Source organism: Zetaproteobacteria bacterium, from assembly GCA_003696765.1.
Taxonomy (GTDB): Bacteria; Pseudomonadota; Zetaproteobacteria; order Mariprofundales; family J009; genus RFFX01.
This window is the reverse complement of sequence record RFFX01000077.1, coordinates 1-15,699: the sequence shown is the minus strand read 5'-3', so window position 1 is coordinate 15,699 and position 15,699 is coordinate 1. Positions and strand designations below refer to the sequence as shown.

At 69.8% G+C, this 15,699-nt stretch carries 12 protein-coding genes and 1 tRNA gene; 2 read left to right on the top strand and 11 right to left on the bottom strand.

The features are described 5' to 3' along the window. Positions 1-1,295: hypothetical protein (locus D6682_07390; GenBank protein ID RMH50273.1), on the bottom strand; the 1,295-nt coding region annotated here is incomplete at its 3' end. A 45-nt stretch (positions 1,296-1,340) separates the two neighbouring features. Between D6682_07390 and D6682_07385 the strand changes: the two genes are divergently transcribed. Beyond that, the gene (locus D6682_07385) at positions 1,341-1,592 is read left to right on the top strand and encodes a hypothetical protein (GenBank protein RMH50272.1); all 252 of its coding nucleotides are present in this window, start codon (positions 1,341-1,343) and stop codon (positions 1,590-1,592) included. An 83-nt stretch (positions 1,593-1,675) separates the two neighbouring features. On the opposite strand, the gene D6682_07380 is transcribed toward D6682_07385, so the two are convergent. From D6682_07380 to leuB, 8 genes are all read right to left on the bottom strand, one after another. Next, a tRNA-Gln gene (locus D6682_07380) sits at positions 1,676-1,749 on the bottom strand. Between the two features lie 4 nt (positions 1,750-1,753). Continuing rightward, positions 1,754-3,448, bottom strand: coding sequence for a gamma-glutamyltransferase (gene ggt, locus D6682_07375; GenBank protein ID RMH50271.1), 1,695 nt, complete (start codon positions 3,446-3,448; stop codon positions 1,754-1,756). A gap of 125 nt (positions 3,449-3,573) precedes the next feature. Next, positions 3,574-5,442, bottom strand: a complete 1,869-nt coding sequence (locus D6682_07370) for an ATP-dependent DNA helicase (protein RMH50270.1) — start codon at positions 5,440-5,442, stop codon at positions 3,574-3,576. Next, positions 5,430-6,233 carry a tRNA pseudouridine(38-40) synthase TruA gene (truA, locus tag D6682_07365; GenBank protein ID RMH50269.1) on the bottom strand — a complete coding sequence of 268 codons (804 nt, stop codon included), beginning with the start codon at positions 6,231-6,233 and terminating at the stop codon, positions 5,430-5,432. The genes D6682_07370 and truA overlap by 13 nt, the downstream gene beginning before the upstream one ends. A 157-nt stretch (positions 6,234-6,390) precedes the next feature. Continuing rightward, positions 6,391-6,843: a hypothetical protein gene (locus D6682_07360; protein RMH50268.1), complete on the bottom strand. Its 453-nt coding sequence runs from the start codon at positions 6,841-6,843 to the stop codon at positions 6,391-6,393. A 137-nt stretch (positions 6,844-6,980) separates the two neighbouring features. Beyond that, a complete protein-coding gene (locus tag D6682_07355) occupies positions 6,981-10,109 on the bottom strand; it encodes a hypothetical protein (GenBank protein RMH50267.1) in 3,129 nt (1,042 codons plus the stop codon). After that, complete coding sequence (locus D6682_07350; GenBank protein RMH50266.1) at positions 10,106-11,173, bottom strand: aspartate-semialdehyde dehydrogenase; 1,068 nt, start codon at positions 11,171-11,173, stop codon at positions 10,106-10,108. The genes D6682_07355 and D6682_07350 overlap by 4 nt, the downstream gene beginning before the upstream one ends. After that, positions 11,170-12,240, bottom strand: a complete 1,071-nt coding sequence (gene leuB, locus D6682_07345) for a 3-isopropylmalate dehydrogenase (GenBank protein ID RMH50275.1) — start codon at positions 12,238-12,240, stop codon at positions 11,170-11,172. Before leuB ends, D6682_07350 begins: the two co-directional genes overlap by 4 nt. A 492-nt stretch (positions 12,241-12,732) precedes the next feature. Between leuB and D6682_07340 the strand changes: the two genes are divergently transcribed. Then, positions 12,733-13,851: an aminotransferase class I/II-fold pyridoxal phosphate-dependent enzyme gene (locus D6682_07340; GenBank protein RMH50274.1), complete on the top strand. Its 1,119-nt coding sequence runs from the start codon at positions 12,733-12,735 to the stop codon at positions 13,849-13,851. Here D6682_07340 and hemN read toward each other — a convergent pair. After that, the gene (hemN, locus tag D6682_07335) at positions 13,848-15,233 is read right to left on the bottom strand and encodes an oxygen-independent coproporphyrinogen III oxidase (protein RMH50265.1); all 1,386 of its coding nucleotides are present in this window, start codon (positions 15,231-15,233) and stop codon (positions 13,848-13,850) included. The genes D6682_07340 and hemN overlap by 4 nt on opposite strands. Before the next feature lie 359 nt (positions 15,234-15,592). Next, on the bottom strand, positions 15,593-15,699 hold a 107-nt coding region (locus D6682_07330), incomplete at its 5' end, for a cytochrome c (protein RMH50264.1).

Genomic DNA, 15,699 nt, shown 5'->3' with positions numbered 1-15,699 from the left:
CGCATCCCCTTGCTCAGCGGGTAGCTTCCCGGCTTGCGCACCTCGCCGGCCACCTCCACACGGTCGAGCGGATGGAGCTCCCGCTCCGACAGGACGTAGATCCGGTCGTGGTTCTGCAGCGGCAGATCGACGGCATCCCCCTCCGGACCGAGCAGCCGGCGCAGCGGTACCCGTAGGATGGAGAGGCGCTGTGTGGCGGGATCGGTGCGCTGGATCAGCAGGTAGTCGAGGGATGCGTCCTCCAGCAGGTCGTCGCGCGCGTGGATGAAGTCGCGCAGGGTCGCCCTCTTGGTGAGGCCGTATGTTCCAGGGCGCTTCACCCGTCCGCTCAGGGTGATCACCCCCTCGAAGCGGCCCGGCACCGGATAGACCTTGAGCAGATCGCCGTCGCGCAGTATGGTGGCTCCGGCCGCGCGGCGGTCGAGGTCGATCAGGGTGCGGCCGCCGTCGCCGGTCAGCCGATCGAGCTGCATGTGGTCGGCGTCGCCGCCCGGGATGATGCCGCCGGCGAGATCGAGCAGCGCCCGGACCGGGGTGGCGCGGCTACGCAGCTCGTAGATGGCGGGGCGCACCACCATTCCGGCGACCGCCACGACACGACCGATCGGTGGGACGAAGACCACATCCCCCGCCCTCAGCCGCTGGTCACCGCTGCCATCCCCGTGGAGCAGCAGCTGGTAGAGGTCGAGGTCGCGGATCACCTTGCCGCCGCGGCGCAGCAGGATGTGGCGCAGGCTGCCGCGTTTACTCACCCCGCCGGCGATGAAGAGGGCGTTGGAGATGGTGGCCAGCCCGTTGACCATGTAGGAGCCGGGGTGGTTGGCCTCGCCGAGGACGAAGATCCGGATGGAGCGCAGCTGCCCCATGGTGATGGTGGCGGTCACCCCGGTGAGCTTGTGCCGGACGGTCTGGGCCAGCAAAGCCTTGGCGTCGTGGAAGGAGAGGTTGGCCAGCGCGATCGGACCGACATCGGGCAGGTAGACCATGCCGTCGCGGTCGATGACCAGCGAGATGGTGTCGTTGCGGCGGCCGAAGTAGTGCAGTTGCAGCTCATCCCCGGGGCCGAGCAGGTATTGCGGGGGGATCGGGATGTTGGTCTCCGGGGCGAAGGAGTCGGGCTTGCCGGCGAGCTGGTTGTAGCCGAACTGTGTCAGGTGCTGGTGGATGGTCCGTCTGCGCCGGTCGCTCTGCCGGTCGAGGACGCGGCGCAACGCCTCGTCCTGCTCCAGCCCCGAGGGTTGTCGGTCGCCCGTCTGGGGGCCGAGCTGGCTGTACGGGGAGTAGGCATCGACCACCCTCGGCAGCAGCCGGCCGTTGAACTGCCGTTCGATGTTGCTCGGTTGGCGGCCTGCGGGCGCCGGAGCCGGTGTCCGGCCGGATTGGGGTTTTGCTCGATCCGCCTGCGTCTTGCCGCCGGTGCCACCGCCTGCGACCCTCGCCGCCAGCGCCCGCTGCTGCTCTGGGGTAAGCTGCTGCAGTTTCTGCAGCTGCTCTGGGGTGAGCTGCTGCAGTTTCTGCAGCTGCTCTGGGGTGGGGGTGATGGCATCGCTTGGGGCGGCAAGGACGAACAGGGCCGCCAGCAGGGCAACTAGCTGAGACAAGATGCGCTCCCGTCGCATGCGGAGGTGGGGCGGCGGTCCGGGCGGAGCAGGGTGGTGGACCGCCGCCGGCGGGTTGGCTGGGGGACCAGGATTCGAACCTGGGTTGACGGAGTCAGAGTCCGCAGTCCTGCCGCTAGACGATCCCCCAACGGTCAGCGGCGAAAGATAGGAGGGGCTTCGGCGGCGTCAAGCCGGCGTGTGGCATCCCCACCCGGCGCGAATGAACTGGTGGTCGTCCCCCGCCCCTCGCCGCGCCGGTCGGCCAGCGGCACCACCTCCCCGCTCCTCCTAAGCCAGAGGATCGCCTCCATGTTGCCGTAGTCGCGGATCTGCCGCAGCCGGTGGCCTCGGCGGGTCAACTCCGCGATGGTCGCGGGGGTGAGTGCGCCCTGTTCGTACTCGATCCGGTCGGGCCAGAGCTGGTGGTGGAAGCGGCCGCGATCGATCCACTGCTGCGGGCTTCCCTCGTGGAGCATGAAGCGCAGCCCCGCGAGCAGCACCATCGAGATGATGCGTGACCCGCCCGGCGTGCCGAGGATCAGCGTCCTCTCCGGGCCGTGGATGATGGTCGGGCTCATCGAGGAGAGCATCCGCTTGCCCGGCGCCACGGCGTTGGCCGCACCCTGCACCAGCCCGTAGGCGTTGGGCCGCCCCGGCCGGGTGGCGAAATCGTCCATCTCGTCGTTGAGCAGGATGCCGGTGGAGGGGGAGAGGTAGCCGGAGCCGAAGGGGTAGTTGATCGACAGGGTGGCGCTGACCATGTTGCCGTCGCGGTCGATCACCGAGAAGTGGGTGGTGTCGCGCCCGTTGCCGGCCGGCTCGAGCATCGCACCCACCGCGGCCGCCGGGGTGGCATGCGCCATGGAGATCGTGTGGCGCAGCGCGGCCAGCCGTTCCTGCGCGGTCAGCCCGTCCGGCGGGGTGACGAAGGCGGGGTCGCCCATGTAGCGGTTGCGCGCGCCGTAGGCCCGCTTCATCGCCTCGACCAGCAGATGGACCCGGTCGGCGCGGCTCATCGCCGCCAGGTCGTCTCCGGCCACCATGCCGAGGATCATCTTCAGCGTCAGCCCGCCGGAGGAGGGGAGTGGGGCGGAGACGATGCGGTAGCCGTGCCAGTCGAAGGCGACCGGCCGCCGCTCGACCACCCGGTAGGCGGCGAGATCGGCCGCCCGGATCAGCCCGCCGTCGTGCTTCATGTCGGCCACCAGCCGGCCGGCGGTCTGGCCGCGGTAGAAGTCGTCCGTGCCGATTGCGGCGTAGCGGCGCAGCACCTCGGCCAGCGCCGGCAGCCGGATGCGCCGGAGGCCGACGAAGCGGGCCCGAGCGGCGGGGTTCATCGCCTTCGCCCGCCAGCGGATCATCCGTTGCAGTCGCGCCCCAGGGGAAAAGCCCTCCTCGGCCAGCCGGATGGCCGGGCGGGCGATGGCCGCGCGCGACAGCCGTCCGTAGCGGCTGCGCAGCCGCTCGATGCCGGCGAGCAGGCCGGGGACGCCGGCCGCCTGCGGCCCGTCGATGCTCGATCGCCGGCGGTAGATCGCGCCGTCGCCGGCCAGTTGGGGTGCGGTTTCGCGGGCGTCGATCACCAGATCGCGCCCCTCGTCGGCGAGGTGGATGAGGAAGAATCCGCCGCCGCCGATGCCCGAGGAGCCCGGCTCGACCACCCCCAGGGCCAGCGCGACCGCCGCCGCCGCGTCGAAGGCGTTGCCGCCGGCCTTGAGCATGGCCATACCGGCGGCGGTCGCCTCCGGTCGGGCCGAGACCACCGCCCCTGCTCCGGGGCGTTCGTGGGCGGACGCCGCCGTGCAGCAGAGAATCAGCAGGATCAGCGTAGCGCGGGTTCTTCCCATGTTGTGGACTCCATGGCGAAGGCTTGACGGCGATCGAAGGGCGCGGTCCTCGATCCCCTTACAAATCCGTCGGTTGCATGCGCAACCTCCGGATTTGCGCGACCGTACTGGTGGCGATGCCGGCATTACTCCCCCTCAAAGAACCAGCGTACCTCGGCCAGATCGCCGCACAGCGGCGCCGGCGGCAGGTTGCGCATGATCTCCCGGCCGTAGGGCCTGCTTCGCAGTCGGCTGTCGAGGATGGCCATCACACCGCGGTCGCGCTCGCTGCGGATCAACCGGCCCACCCCCTGACGCAGCACGGCGATCGCCTCGGGCAGCTGGATGTCGCGGAAGCCGTTGCCGCCGCCCTCCTCGCAATGGCGGATGCGGGCGGCGAGTAGCGGATCGTCGGGCGGTGCGAAGGGGAGCTTGTCGATGATCACCATCGACAGCGTCTCCCCCGGCACATCGACCCCCTCCCAGAAGCTGCGTGTGCCGCACAGCACCGAATCGGTCTGGTCGCGGAAGCGCGCAAGCAGCGCATCGCGCGGCTCGCCTTCTCCCTGGATCAGCACCGGCCAGGGGAGGGCGGCTTGCAGTCGGGGCGCGACGATCTGCAGCATGCGGTAGGAGGTGAACAGCACGAAGGCGCGCCCGTGGGAGGCGCGCAGCAGCGACTCCATCTGCTCGACCGCCCGCGCCACGCCATGGTCGCTGGTCGTCGGCGGCAACCCCTCGGGGATGTAGATCAGCGCCTGATTGGCATAGTCGAACGGGGAGGGGTGGAACGACTCCTCCGCCTCGGGTAGGCCGAGCTGTGCCTTGATGTGGTCGAACCGGCCGGAGATGCGGAAGGTGGCCGAGAGCAGGACGAAGGCGGCGGGGGAGTGCCAGAGGAAGGCATCGAGCACGGGCCCGGTCTCCACCGGGGCCGCGCGCCAGCCGCGCCGGTCGCCCTCCCCCTCCTCCCAGGCGACGTACCCCTCCTGCGGCTGCTGCAGCGCGGCGAAATCGGCGGCGATCTCCCTGCCCCGTTCGTCGATCCGGGCAAGCTCCTCCTCTTCGCGCCACTCCGCATCGATCAGACCCAGCAGCCGGTTCCACGCCTCGGCCAGCCGGTCGATGGGGGCGTGGGGCCACTGTTCGAGCACGCTCCCTCCCTCCCGGTCGATCCGGCCGATCAATGACTCGGGGGCACCCGCCCCCTCCAGTGCCGCCTTGGCGTCGCGGATCCACCAGAGGATGCGGTGGCGGGTGAGCTGGATGCCGAAGTGGTGGCTGGCCAGCATCGGCAGACCGTGCGCCTCGTCGAGGATCATGGCGTCGAACTCGGGCAGGACGGCGCCGAACTCCCCCGCCTTGAGCCGGGCGTCGGCCAACAGCAGGCTGTGGTTGCTGATCACGATGTCGGCATCCTGCGCCCGCTGGCGCGCCTTCATCAGCGGGCAGCGGCCGAACTCGGGGCAGTTGCCGCCGAGGCACTGTTCGGCGGTGGCGGTGATCTGGCCGGCGATTCCCCGGCGCACCGGGTCGAAGGGGAGGCCGGAGAGGTCGCCGTCGCGGCTTCGCTCCGCCCAGGCCTGGACCTGCAGCAGCGGCGCCTCCTGCCACAGCTCCAGTTGTTGGCTGGTCAGCGCCTGCTCCAGCCGGTGGGGGCAGAGGTAGTTGCTCCGCCCCTTGAGCAGGGCGACGGCACGGCTTCGTCCCAACGCGCGGCGGACCGCCGGCAGGTCGCGATGCATCAGCTGGTCCTGCAACGCCTTGGTGTGGGTCGAGATCAGCACCTTCTGATCACTGGTCAGCGCCGGCACCAGATAGGCCAACGTCTTGCCGGTGCCGGTCTCCGCCTCGGCGATCAGGCAGGAGCCCTCGGCCATGGTCCGTGCGATCCGTCCGGCCAGTAGCTGCTGCTCGCGGCGGGGGCGGAAGCCCGGGAGGGCGGTGGCCAGCGGACCATCCCGGTCGAAGAGGGCGGCGACGGCGGTCTGCTGCGAACCCGTCACCTTTGCCATCCCCCGGCCAGCGCCGCGCTGGAGAAGTCGCGGTAGCGGGCGTCGATGAAGTAGAGGCCGTGCGCCGGGGCGTTGGGGCCGGCCTGCGACCGCTCTCCGCCGGCGAGCAGCTCCGGAATGGTCTCGGGCGGGCGGCGACCGGTACCGCACTCGACCAGCGTGCCGACGATGGTGCGCACCATGTGGTAGAGGAAGGCGTCGGCGGCGATCTCGATCCGGATCTCGTGACCGCTGCGCGCGATCTCCAGCGCGTCGATGCGGCGGACGGCGTGGCGCGCCTGGCAGCCGGCGGCCCGGAAGGCGGAGAAGTCGTGTTCGCCGAGCAGGCAGGCGGCGGCGGCGCGCATCGCCTCCAGGTCGAGCGGGCGCGGCATCCACCAGTGACGCCACCGCTCCAGCGCGCTGGGGGCGGCGCTGCGGTTCCAGATGCGGTAGCGGTAGCGTCGCTGCAGGCAGTCGAAGCGGGCGTGGAAGCCGGCCTCCACCGCGCGGATGGCCACCACCCGCACGCTCTCGGGCAGATGGGCGTTGACGCCGTGCAGGTAGGCGCCCGGCGCCCGCCGCCAGCGCGCGCGATCGACATCGGCGTGGACCGCCATGGCCAGCGCATGGACGCCGGCGTCGGTCCGGCCGGCGGCGACCGTCGTCGGTGGGGTGCCGTCGATCGCGACCAGCGCCCGATCGAGCAGCGCCTGCACGGCGGTGCCGTTGCGCTGACGCTGCCAGCCGCACCAAGGGGCGCCGTCGTACTCGAGCACCAGCACGATGCGCTGGATTGCTTCCTCGGTCATCCCTGATCGAATCGCAAAAAGTCCGTCCGTGGACTTTTTGCTTGACGGCAATCGAAGAGCGCGGTCTTCGATTGCCTTACAAATCCGTCGCTTGCATGCGCAACCTCCGGATTTGCGCAGCCCTCCAAGGCTGCGATGATGGTTTCTTGCGAAACCATCATCCCTCTTCACCGTATGGTTCGGCCAGCCAGTGGGCCTCGGCCTGCCGGTCGGCCAGCGTGAGCACCAACGCCACGCAGGCGGCAGCGGCGATGGGGAGATCGCGCAGCCGCCCCCTCTCCAATCGCCAGCGCTGGCGCATGCGGCCGATCATGATCCGTGAGGCGGCGAGCAGCGGCGGCAGAGCGGTGACGGCCAACCGCCACTGCGCGGGCAGCGGCAACCGCTGCATGCAGCAGCGCCATTCCTCGGGGGTGAGCAGGTGGAAGGCGGCGCTGGCGGCGAGGAACCAGTCGATCAACCGCAGCGACTGCCGGGCGGCGGCCGCAGCCCCCTCGATCGAGGGGGACCAGGGCAGTTGCGGCCAGAGCAGCATGCCGGGGGTGAAGGCGAGGTGGAGCAGGGCGATGGGGGCGAGCAGCCAGCGGGTCGTGCGCCAGCAACGGACCAACGTCTGCGGCGCATGCCCCTGCAGCAGCAGCAGGGCCAGAAGCAGGGCCAGGGCGGCCGCCGAGCGCCGGAGCGTATCGCAGGCCAGTGTGGCGCCGACCAGCAGCAGGGCGAGTAGGAGGCGGAGGGGGAGCGGTGCTACTTTCCGGTTCCGCCGTCGAAATCGAGCTCGTCGAGCCCGTCGAGCAGGGCGCCCAGCTCGTCATCCATGGATGGGGCCGATCCCTTCTCGTTCCGCTTCCGGCCCTCCTCGGCCGCCGTTGCGTCGGGGCGATCCCCCTGGGGGGGCGCGGAGGAAGGGGCCTCCTCGGCCAGCAGGGCGTCGAGGTCGTCCATCTCCAGGGAGATCTCCAGCGGGTCACCGGCCCCTTCCGTCCCGGATGCGGGCGGTACCGATTCCTCCTCCTGCCTCTCAGCCGTGGCGCCGTCGTCGGCTGCAGGCGTATCCTCTTGCGATTCCGCCGTGGCGCCGTCGTCGGCTGCAGGCGTATCCTCTTGCGATTCCGCCGTGGATGGCCCGTCGATGCCGCCATCGGTTTCGGGGTGTGCCGTGGTCTGCGCCGCCACCTCTGCGGGCGCCTCTTCGGAGGGGGTGGCCTCCTCCGGGGTAGCGGCGGCCGCGGCCGCCGCTCCGGGCAGGGTGATGCCGGAGAGGTCCAGGCCGGTGGCGTCGAACTCGAGATCCCCTGCATCGGGCGATGGTTCGGTGTCGATCCTCGACTCTTCCACCCGGGCCCGGGAGAGGTCGATGCCGGAGAGATCGAAGGAGAGCTCCCCCGTCGACGCCTCCTCCTGCACCGTATGCTCCCCGCCCGCGTCGTCACCGGGCTCCGCCTCCTCTGGCGTCGGCCCCTCCGCCCCGCCTTCGAGCGAGGAGAGCAGCGCCTCCAGATCCTCCTCCGTGGTTCCGCCGGCGGCACCGGAGAGATCGAGGATCTCCTCCTCCTCTTCCACATCCCCGGTCGGCGCCGCCTCCGCGCTGCCGAGCAGCGAGGAGAGCAGCGCATCCTCATCCGTTGCCGATGGAGGGGAGGGCGCCGCACCCGGTCCCTCTGCGGTCTGCTCCTCTGCGGTATGCGGCTGCGGTTGCGGAGCAGACGGCGCATCCTCCCGTTCGGCCGGAGCGGACGGCTCCATCGCGGCGTGCGGCGCATCCGCCGCCTCCGCCGGCGCCCGCTCCTCGGGGGAGGCAGCCTCGGCCGGTGCGGACTCCGCCGGGGTGGGTGATGTGGCGGCGTCGCCGACCAGCCGCGTGAACTCGGCCAGCGCCGCTCCTTCGAGCAGGGCGAGTGCCCGGCGTTTCGCCTCTTCGGCACCCGCATCGTCGCCGCGCGCCCGGCGGATCTCGACCAACTTGGCGTGGGCAGTGGAGTTCTGCGGATCGAGCTCTAGCGCCTTGCGCACCCGCTGCTCCGCCTCCTCCTCCATGCCGTAGCGCAGGTAGACGTCGGCCTCGGTCAGGTAGTCGACATCATCGGGCTTGGGCCGCGCCTCCTCCCCGGTCGAACCCGCGTGCTCTTCCTCCGCCGGAGGGGAGGGCTCGGGCTCCGCCGCCTGCTCCGCCGCGTGCTGCTCCTCCGCCTCGGTCTGTGCTTCCTGCCGGGGCGGCGTCTCGGTCGCCGCCGTCGGAACGCCTCGGGCGGTCTCCGCCGCTGTCGGTGCCGACCGCGCCGGCTCCACCGGCGGCATGGTGGCCGGCTCCTGCGCCGGGTGTTGCGGCTGACGCCGCATCAGGACGGCGATGGCCACCAGCAGCAGCAGGATGAACGCCGCCGCGCCGTAGAGCAGCCACACCATCCGCTGCATCTGCCCCTCCGCCTGGGCCTGCTCCTGGGAGCGCTGCCGCTGCAGGCGCAGCACCTCCGCCTCCAGCCGTTTGATCCTGGCGGTCATCGGGGGGGTGGTGCCGGCGGCGGCCAGTTTTCGTTCGAGCTCGGCGATTCGCTTGTTGTTGGCCTTCACCGTCGCCCGCAACAGCGCGTTGTCCGCCACAAGCCGGGCGATCCGCGCGCCGGCGGCGGGTTGCTGCGGTGTGGGCTGCGGCGGTGCGGGGGGGGCGGTCGTCGCCTCCGGCCCGGATGGGGCCGCCCCGGCGGCAGGCGGCGTCATCACCGGTGCGGCGGGAGCGGCGGCGTGAGGCTTCCCGCCGGAGATGCGGTGCCCCTCGGCGCGGCCGCCCACCCGCACCCGTTTGCTGTAGCGGTGTTTTTGCGCCTCGGCCACGCGGGCGTAGCGCTCCTGCTTGATCAGCTCCTTCCATGCGCGGGTCTGGCGCTCCATCTCGGCGCGCGCCTCGGCTCGGCTGATCGCCTCCACCTCGGCGGCGGTCGGGGTGTCGAGGTAGCTGCCCGCCTTGATCAGGTTGATGTTGTCATGGCTGAACTTATCCCGGTTCTTGCGGAAGAGGGCGATGATCACCTGGGCCATGGTGTAGCGCTGGTCGATGCGCAGTCTGCGGGCGACGGTCATCAGGGTGTCGCCGTAGACGATCGGGCCGTAGCGGCCGGTGCGCGCCCAGCCGGAGAAGGGTTTGAAGGGGGAGGCCCCCTGCGCCTCCTTCAGGGTGAGGGTGTCGCCGGAGGAGTCTGCGGCCTCTGTGGCGACGGCTGCAGGGGTGGGGGACGACACCTCCGGCTTCGGGGGCTGTTTGCGGGCGGGCGGCGGTGAAGCGCTCTCCGGCAGCGGGAGGAAGACGGGATACTTCTTGAAGTGGGTGGCGCGGCCGTGGCGCAGCCGTAGCACCAGGTTGATGTAGGGCGATTGCAGCGGCTTGCTGCTGGCGATCTCCACCCGCAGACCGCGCCGGTCCTGCCGGACGGTGGTTTTTAGATCGTCGATGGCGCTGTCGCGGTAGACCTCGAGGAAGCGGTACTCGATCGGTGAGGCGAGGTCGACGAAGATGGTGGAGAGGCTCTCGCCCGGATCGAGCTTGAGCGGAATCTCGGCGAAGAAGCGCTCGCCCAGGTGGCTGGCCACCTCGATGCGCCCCAGCGAGACGGCGCCGGCGGGCGCCGGGAGGAGGAGCCAGAGCAGCACCGGCAGCAGCACCATCCTCCGGATCGCTCCTCCACGCGCCTCTGCGAGGAGGCGCCGCACTCCCGATTCCGTCGCAGTGGCTCCCGCGATGGCGGCCCTTGGGCGGCGAAGTCGCCCGGCCGTATCTGGACGCGGGCGATCTGCAGGGCCGGCCTTGTCGATGTTGCACGCCAGCGTCATCCCTTCACCCTCCCCTCGCCGTCGCCGGTTGGATGCCCGTGCCGCGTTCATCCACCTTCCACCAGCAGCTCGGCGATCTGGACGGCATTGAGCGCCGCCCCCTTGCGAATGTTGTCGGCCACGATCCACATGTCGATGGTGTTGGGGCGGCTGGCGTCGTTGCGGATCCGTCCGACCCAGACCGGATCGGTGCCGCCGGCCTCGCTGGCCATCGGATAGTCTTCACCGGCCGGATCGTCGACCACGCAGACGCCGTCGGCCTCGGCCAGCAGATCACGGGCGCGGTCGGCATCCATCGACCGGGCGAACTCGACGTTGACCGCCTCGGAGTGGCCGTAGAAGACCGGCACCCGCACGGTGGTGGCCGAGACGCCGATGGTGTCGCACTCCAGGATCTTGCGCGTCTCCTCCATCATCTTGTGCTCCTCCTTGGTGTAGCCGTCGTCGAGGAAGCGGTCGATCTGCGGGATGACGTTGAAGGCGATCCGAGCCGGCAGCACTTCGACCTCGGCCTCGGTGCCGCAGAGCAGGTTGCGCGTCTGGCTCGCCAGCTCTTCGATCGCCCGGTTGCCGGCGCCGGAGACCGCCTGATAGGTGGCGACCACGATGCGGCGGATCTCCGCGGCGCGATGGAGCGGGGCGAGCGCCACCACCATCTGGATGGTCGAGCAGTTGGGGTTGGCGATGATGCGGTTGCGCCGGGCCGTCTCCAGTGCATGGGGGTTGACCTCGGGGACGACCAGCGCCACCTCCGGATCCATCCGCCAGGCGCTGGAGTTGTCGATGACGAAGCAGCCGGCCTCGGCGAAGCGCGGCGCATGCTCCCGCGAGGTGTCGCCTCCGGCGGAGAAGAGGGCGAGGTCGCAGCCGGCCGGGTCGAAATCGGCCAGGTCGCCGACCAGCAGCTCCTCGCGGCCGAACTCCACGATGGAGCCGGCGCTGCGGCTGGATGCGAGCGGAATCAGCTCGCGCACCGGAAACCGGCGGTTGTGGAGGATCTCCAGCATGGCGCGGCCGACCGCGCCGGTGGCGCCGACCACGGCGACGCGGTAGCCGGCGGGGTTGTGGGGGAGGAGGCCTTCACGACCGTCGGTGGTTCGTCGTGCCGTGGTCATGCCATCGCCTCCAGCCGGGCGCGGACGGCCTCGCCCATCGCCCGGCAACCGGTGGTGCCGCCGAGGTCGGCGGTGCGGATGCCGTCGTCGAGCGTGCATTCCACGGCCGCCTCGATCTTGTCGGCCAGATCAGCCCGATCGAACGAGAAGCGCAGCATCATGGCCAGCGAGAGGATGGTGGCCAGCGGGTTGGCCCGGTCCCGGCCGGCGATGTCCGGCGCCGAGCCGTGGATCGGCTCGTAGAGGGCGTGGTGGTCGCCGATCGAAGCCGAGGGGAGCATGCCGATCGAACCGGTGAGCATCGACGCCTCGTCGGAGAGGATGTCGCCGAAGAGGTTGGAGGTGACCAGCACATCGAACTGCCTCGGATCGCGGATCAGTTGCATGGCGGCGTTGTCGACGTACATGTGGCTGAGCTCCACATCGGGGAACTCCTCGGCGTGGACGCGGCCGACCACCTCGCGCCACAGCTCCGAGCAGTCGAGCACGTTGGCCTTGTCCACGCTGCAGACCCGGTTGCGCCGCAGACGCGCCGCGCGGAAGGCGACGCGGGCGATCCGCGCGATCTCCGCCTCGGTGTAGGCCATGGTGTTGAAGCCGCGCCGACCGTCGGGGCCATCTTCGATGCCGCGCGGCCGGCCGAAATAGACGCCGGAGACCAGCTCGCGCACCACCAGCAGGTCGACGCCGCGGATCACCTCCTCCTTGAGGGTCGACGCCCCGGCCAACTGGTCGAAGACACGGGCCGGGCGATAGTTGGCGTAGAGTTCCAGGTCGGCGCGGATGGCCAGCAGTCCGCTCTCCGGACGAAGCGGCTTCTCCAGCCGCTCCCATTTGGGGCCGCCGACGGCACCGAGCAGCACCGCGTCGCTGGCGCGCGCCAGCCTGCGCGTGGTTTCGGGGTAGGGGTCCCCTTCGTCATCGAAGGCGGCGCCGCCGATGGGGGCGAAGGCCCATTCGGCGCCGAGCGCGAAGCGGTGGTTGAGCAGCTCCAGCACTTTGACCGTCTCGGCGATGATCTCCGGTCCGATGCCGTCTCCCGGCAGGATCGCGATATTCATGGTCAAATCGCAAAAAGCCCGTCCGTGGGCTTTTTGCTCGACGGGATCGAAGAGCGCGGTCTTCGATCCCCCCACAAAACCGTCGCTTGCGTGCGCAACCTCCGGTTTTGCGCGGCCCTCCTGGCCGCGGACGCCGGCCTCTACGAAGCCGTCATCCATGTTGCATGGGCGGCGATCGGAGGATGCCTTGCCGCCGCTCTTTCCGGGAGCGCCTCCCCGACCCGATGCACCCGAGCATGTTCCGGGCAGGCTGCGGAACGCGGTGCAAGGCTAGGGGAAATGGTGCCTGGCCGCCACTTTGGCTGACACTTCGAGGCGCGCTTCCGGTCGTGGGCGGCCGGTGCCACTCCGATTTGCCGCGCTCTTGGACGGGCTTCGTCCGATCGATCAGCCTTGCTCCCTGGTTGTGCCATGGAGGGTCCGGCTGCGACTGCGATGACGAAGCGACGTGTGGAGCGGGGGGGGGCGCGCATCGATGCCATCGAGCCCTTCCGGGTGATGGCGCTGCTCGAGCGGGCCCGGGCGCTGGAGGCGGAGGGGCGGCGCATCGTCCACATGGAGATCGGCGAGCCCGACTTCCCCACTCCCCCGCCGGTGGTGGAGGCGGCGCGCCGCGGCCTCGAGCAGGACGGGCAGTGGTACACCCCCTCGACCGGCGCGCCGGCGCTGCAGCGGTCGATCGCCGACTTCTACCGTCGGGAGTACGACGTGACGGTCGAGCCCGAGCGGATCCTGATCACCCCGGGCAGCTCCGGTGCCTTCACCCTGCTCTACGCCGCGCTGCTCGAGCCGGGCGATCGGGTGCTGCTGCCCGATCCCGGCTACCCCTGCCAGCGCAATCTGGTGCGGCTGGCCGGCGGGGAGCCGGTCAACATTCCTGTTGATGCCGACAGCCGCTACCACCTGAGCGCGGAGCGGCTCTTCGACCACTGGAGCGACCGCTGTCGGGCGGCGGTGGTCGTCTCGCCGGGCAATCCCACCGGCACGCTGATCGATCCCGAGGCGCTGGCCGGGTTGGCCGCCGCCTGTCGCAGACGTGGTGGCTGGCTGATCTCCGATGAGATCTACCACGGGCTGACCTACGGTTGCCGCGCGCAGACCGCGCTGGCCGTCGATGCGCGCGCCATCGTGGTCAACAGCTTCTCCAAGCGCTGGGCGATGACCGGCTGGCGGGTGGGCTGGCTGATCGTGCCGCCGGAGCTGATCGATCCCTGCCGCCGGGTGATGCAGAACATCTTCATCGCCGCGCCGACCCTGTCGCAGCAGGCGGCGATCACGGCGCTGGGGTGCCGCGCGGAGGTGGAGGCGATGCGCCGCGCCTACGACGCGCGCCGGCGCTATCTGCTGGAGGCGCTTCCCCCCCTCGGGTTCGAGATCGTCGTCGCGCCGCAGGGGGCCTTCTACATCTACGCCGATGTGTCGCGCATCACCGATGAGAGCGGTGCGCTCTGCCGCCGATTGCTGGAGCAGGCGGGGGTGGCGGTCACCCCCGGCGCCGATTTCGGCCGCCATCGGGCGGCGCGGCATGTGCGCTTCTCCTATGCCACCGACATGGAGTCGCTCAAGCTGGGGGTGGAGCGCATCGCCCGCTTCCTTGGAGGGGGGCGGGGCGGCTAGAGTACCTTGGAGTAGGTTACTCCCTCCTTCTTCTTGCGCAGATAGGCGTCGAAGGGCATGACGATGTTGCGGATCAACATCCGCCCGGCGGTGCGGACGGTGATCCGGTCGTCCCCGAGCTCCAGCAGGCCGTCCTCGGCCATCTCCTCCAGCTCGGCCAGCGCTTCGGCGAAGTGGCCGCGGAAGTCGATGCCGAAGCGCTGCTCGACCGCGCGGAAGTCGAGCGCGAAGTCGCACATCAGCCGCATGATCACATGGCGCCGCAGCAGATCCTCATCGGACAGGCGGTAGCCACGGAACACCGCGAACCGGCCCTGGTCGATCGCCGCGTAGTAGCCGTCGATGGTTTTGTCGTTCTGCACGAAGGTGTTGTCGATATAGCCGATCGCGGTGATGCCGATGCCGACCAGGTCGGCGTCGGCGTGGGTGGAGTAGCCCTGAAAGTTGCGGTAGAGCTTCCCTTCGCGCTGGGCGATGGTCAGCTCGTCGTCCGGCTTGGCGAAGTGGTCCATGCCGATGAAGCAGTAGCCGGCGCCAAGCAGTTTGTCGATGCTGTGTTTGAGGATGGCCAGCTTCTGCTGCGGGGAGGGGAGCTGGCTGGCGTCGATGCGCCGCTGCGGCATGAACATGTGCGGCAGGTGGGCGTAGTTGAACAGGGCGATGCGGTCGGGCGAGAAGTCGATGATGGTGTCGAGCGTGGCGTCGAAGCTCTCGATGGTCTGCAGCGGCAGGCCGTACATCAGGTCGATGTTGATCGACTGGAAGCCGTGGCGCCGCGCCTCGGTGAGGATGTGCAGCGTCTCCTCCTTGCTCTGGATGCGGTTGACCGCCTTCTGCACCGCCGGGTCGAAATCCTGCACCCCCATGCTCATGCGGTTGAGGCCCAGCTCGCGCAGCAGCGCCACCATCCCGGCGTCGCACTCGCGCGGATCGATCTCGATGCTGTATTCGCCCTCATCATCGGGCAGGAAGTCGAAGTGGTCGCGCAATGCCCCCATCAGCTGGCGGAACTGGTCGCCGTTGAGGAAGGTGGGCGTGCCGCCGCCCCAGTGCAGTTGCGATACCTTGCGCGCCCGTCCCAGCCGTCCGGCGAGCAGCTCGATCTCGCGCAGCATGTGTTCGACATAGGGCACCGCGCGGTGGCGCTGCTTGGTGGCGATCTTGTTGCAGCCGCAGTAGTAGCAGACGGTGTCGCAGAAGGGGACGTGGAGATAGATCGAGATTGGTCCCTCCGCCGAGGAGGCCCGGTCGAGCGCCCGGCCGTAGGCCTCGGCATCGACCCCTTCGTGGAACATCGGCGCGGTCGGGTAGGAGGTGTAGCGGGGCCCGGCCTTGTCGTACTTGCGGATCAGGTCGAGGTTGAACAGCTGGTCGGGGTTCATGATGGTTATGGAATCGCAAAAGGCCCGTCCGTGGTCCTCTTGCATGGTGGCAACCGTAACCGGTCGACAAACGGTCCGGAATCGCTCAGGTTGCCTGTGATTTTGGTGATGGATGTTTTGCGCGACCCTCCATGGTCGCGGCTTCCGGCTTCCTGCGGAGCCGGCAGCTGTGATCGGATCGCAAAACGTCCGTCCGTGGACGTTTTGCTTGACGGGGATCGAAGAACGCGGTCTTCGATCCCCTTACAAATCCGTCGGTTGCATGTGCAACCTCCGGATTTGCGCGACCCTCCATGGTCGCGGCTTCCGGCTTCCTGCGGAGCCGGCAGCTCTATTTGTATTTGGTGAAACGGGCGGAACTAATCGTCCGCGTGCTTCTGTTTGGAGCGGATGAACTCGACCATGGCCGTGATCTCCTCGGAGGAGAGCTTCTTGCCGAAGGCGGGCATCATGCCCCGTCCGTTGG

Bases quoted from the DNA above. Each gene is read 5' to 3' on its own strand.
- truA (RMH50269.1), bottom strand. From the start codon at position 6,233: ATGACCGAGGAAGCAATCCAGCGCATCGTGCTGGTGCTCGAGTACGAC.
- D6682_07370 (RMH50270.1), bottom strand. From the start codon at position 5,442: ATGGCAAAGGTGACGGGTTCGCAGCAGACCGCCGTCGCCGCCCTCTTC.
- D6682_07340 (RMH50274.1), top strand. From the start codon at position 12,733: ATGGCGCTGCTCGAGCGGGCCCGGGCGCTGGAGGCGGAGGGGCGGCGC.
- D6682_07355 (RMH50267.1), bottom strand. From the start codon at position 10,109: ATGAACGCGGCACGGGCATCCAACCGGCGACGGCGAGGGGAGGGTGAA.
- D6682_07350 (RMH50266.1), bottom strand. From the start codon at position 11,173: ATGACCACGGCACGACGAACCACCGACGGTCGTGAAGGCCTCCTCCCC.
- hemN (RMH50265.1), bottom strand. From the start codon at position 15,233: ATGAACCCCGACCAGCTGTTCAACCTCGACCTGATCCGCAAGTACGAC.
- ggt (RMH50271.1), bottom strand. From the start codon at position 3,448: ATGGGAAGAACCCGCGCTACGCTGATCCTGCTGATTCTCTGCTGCACG.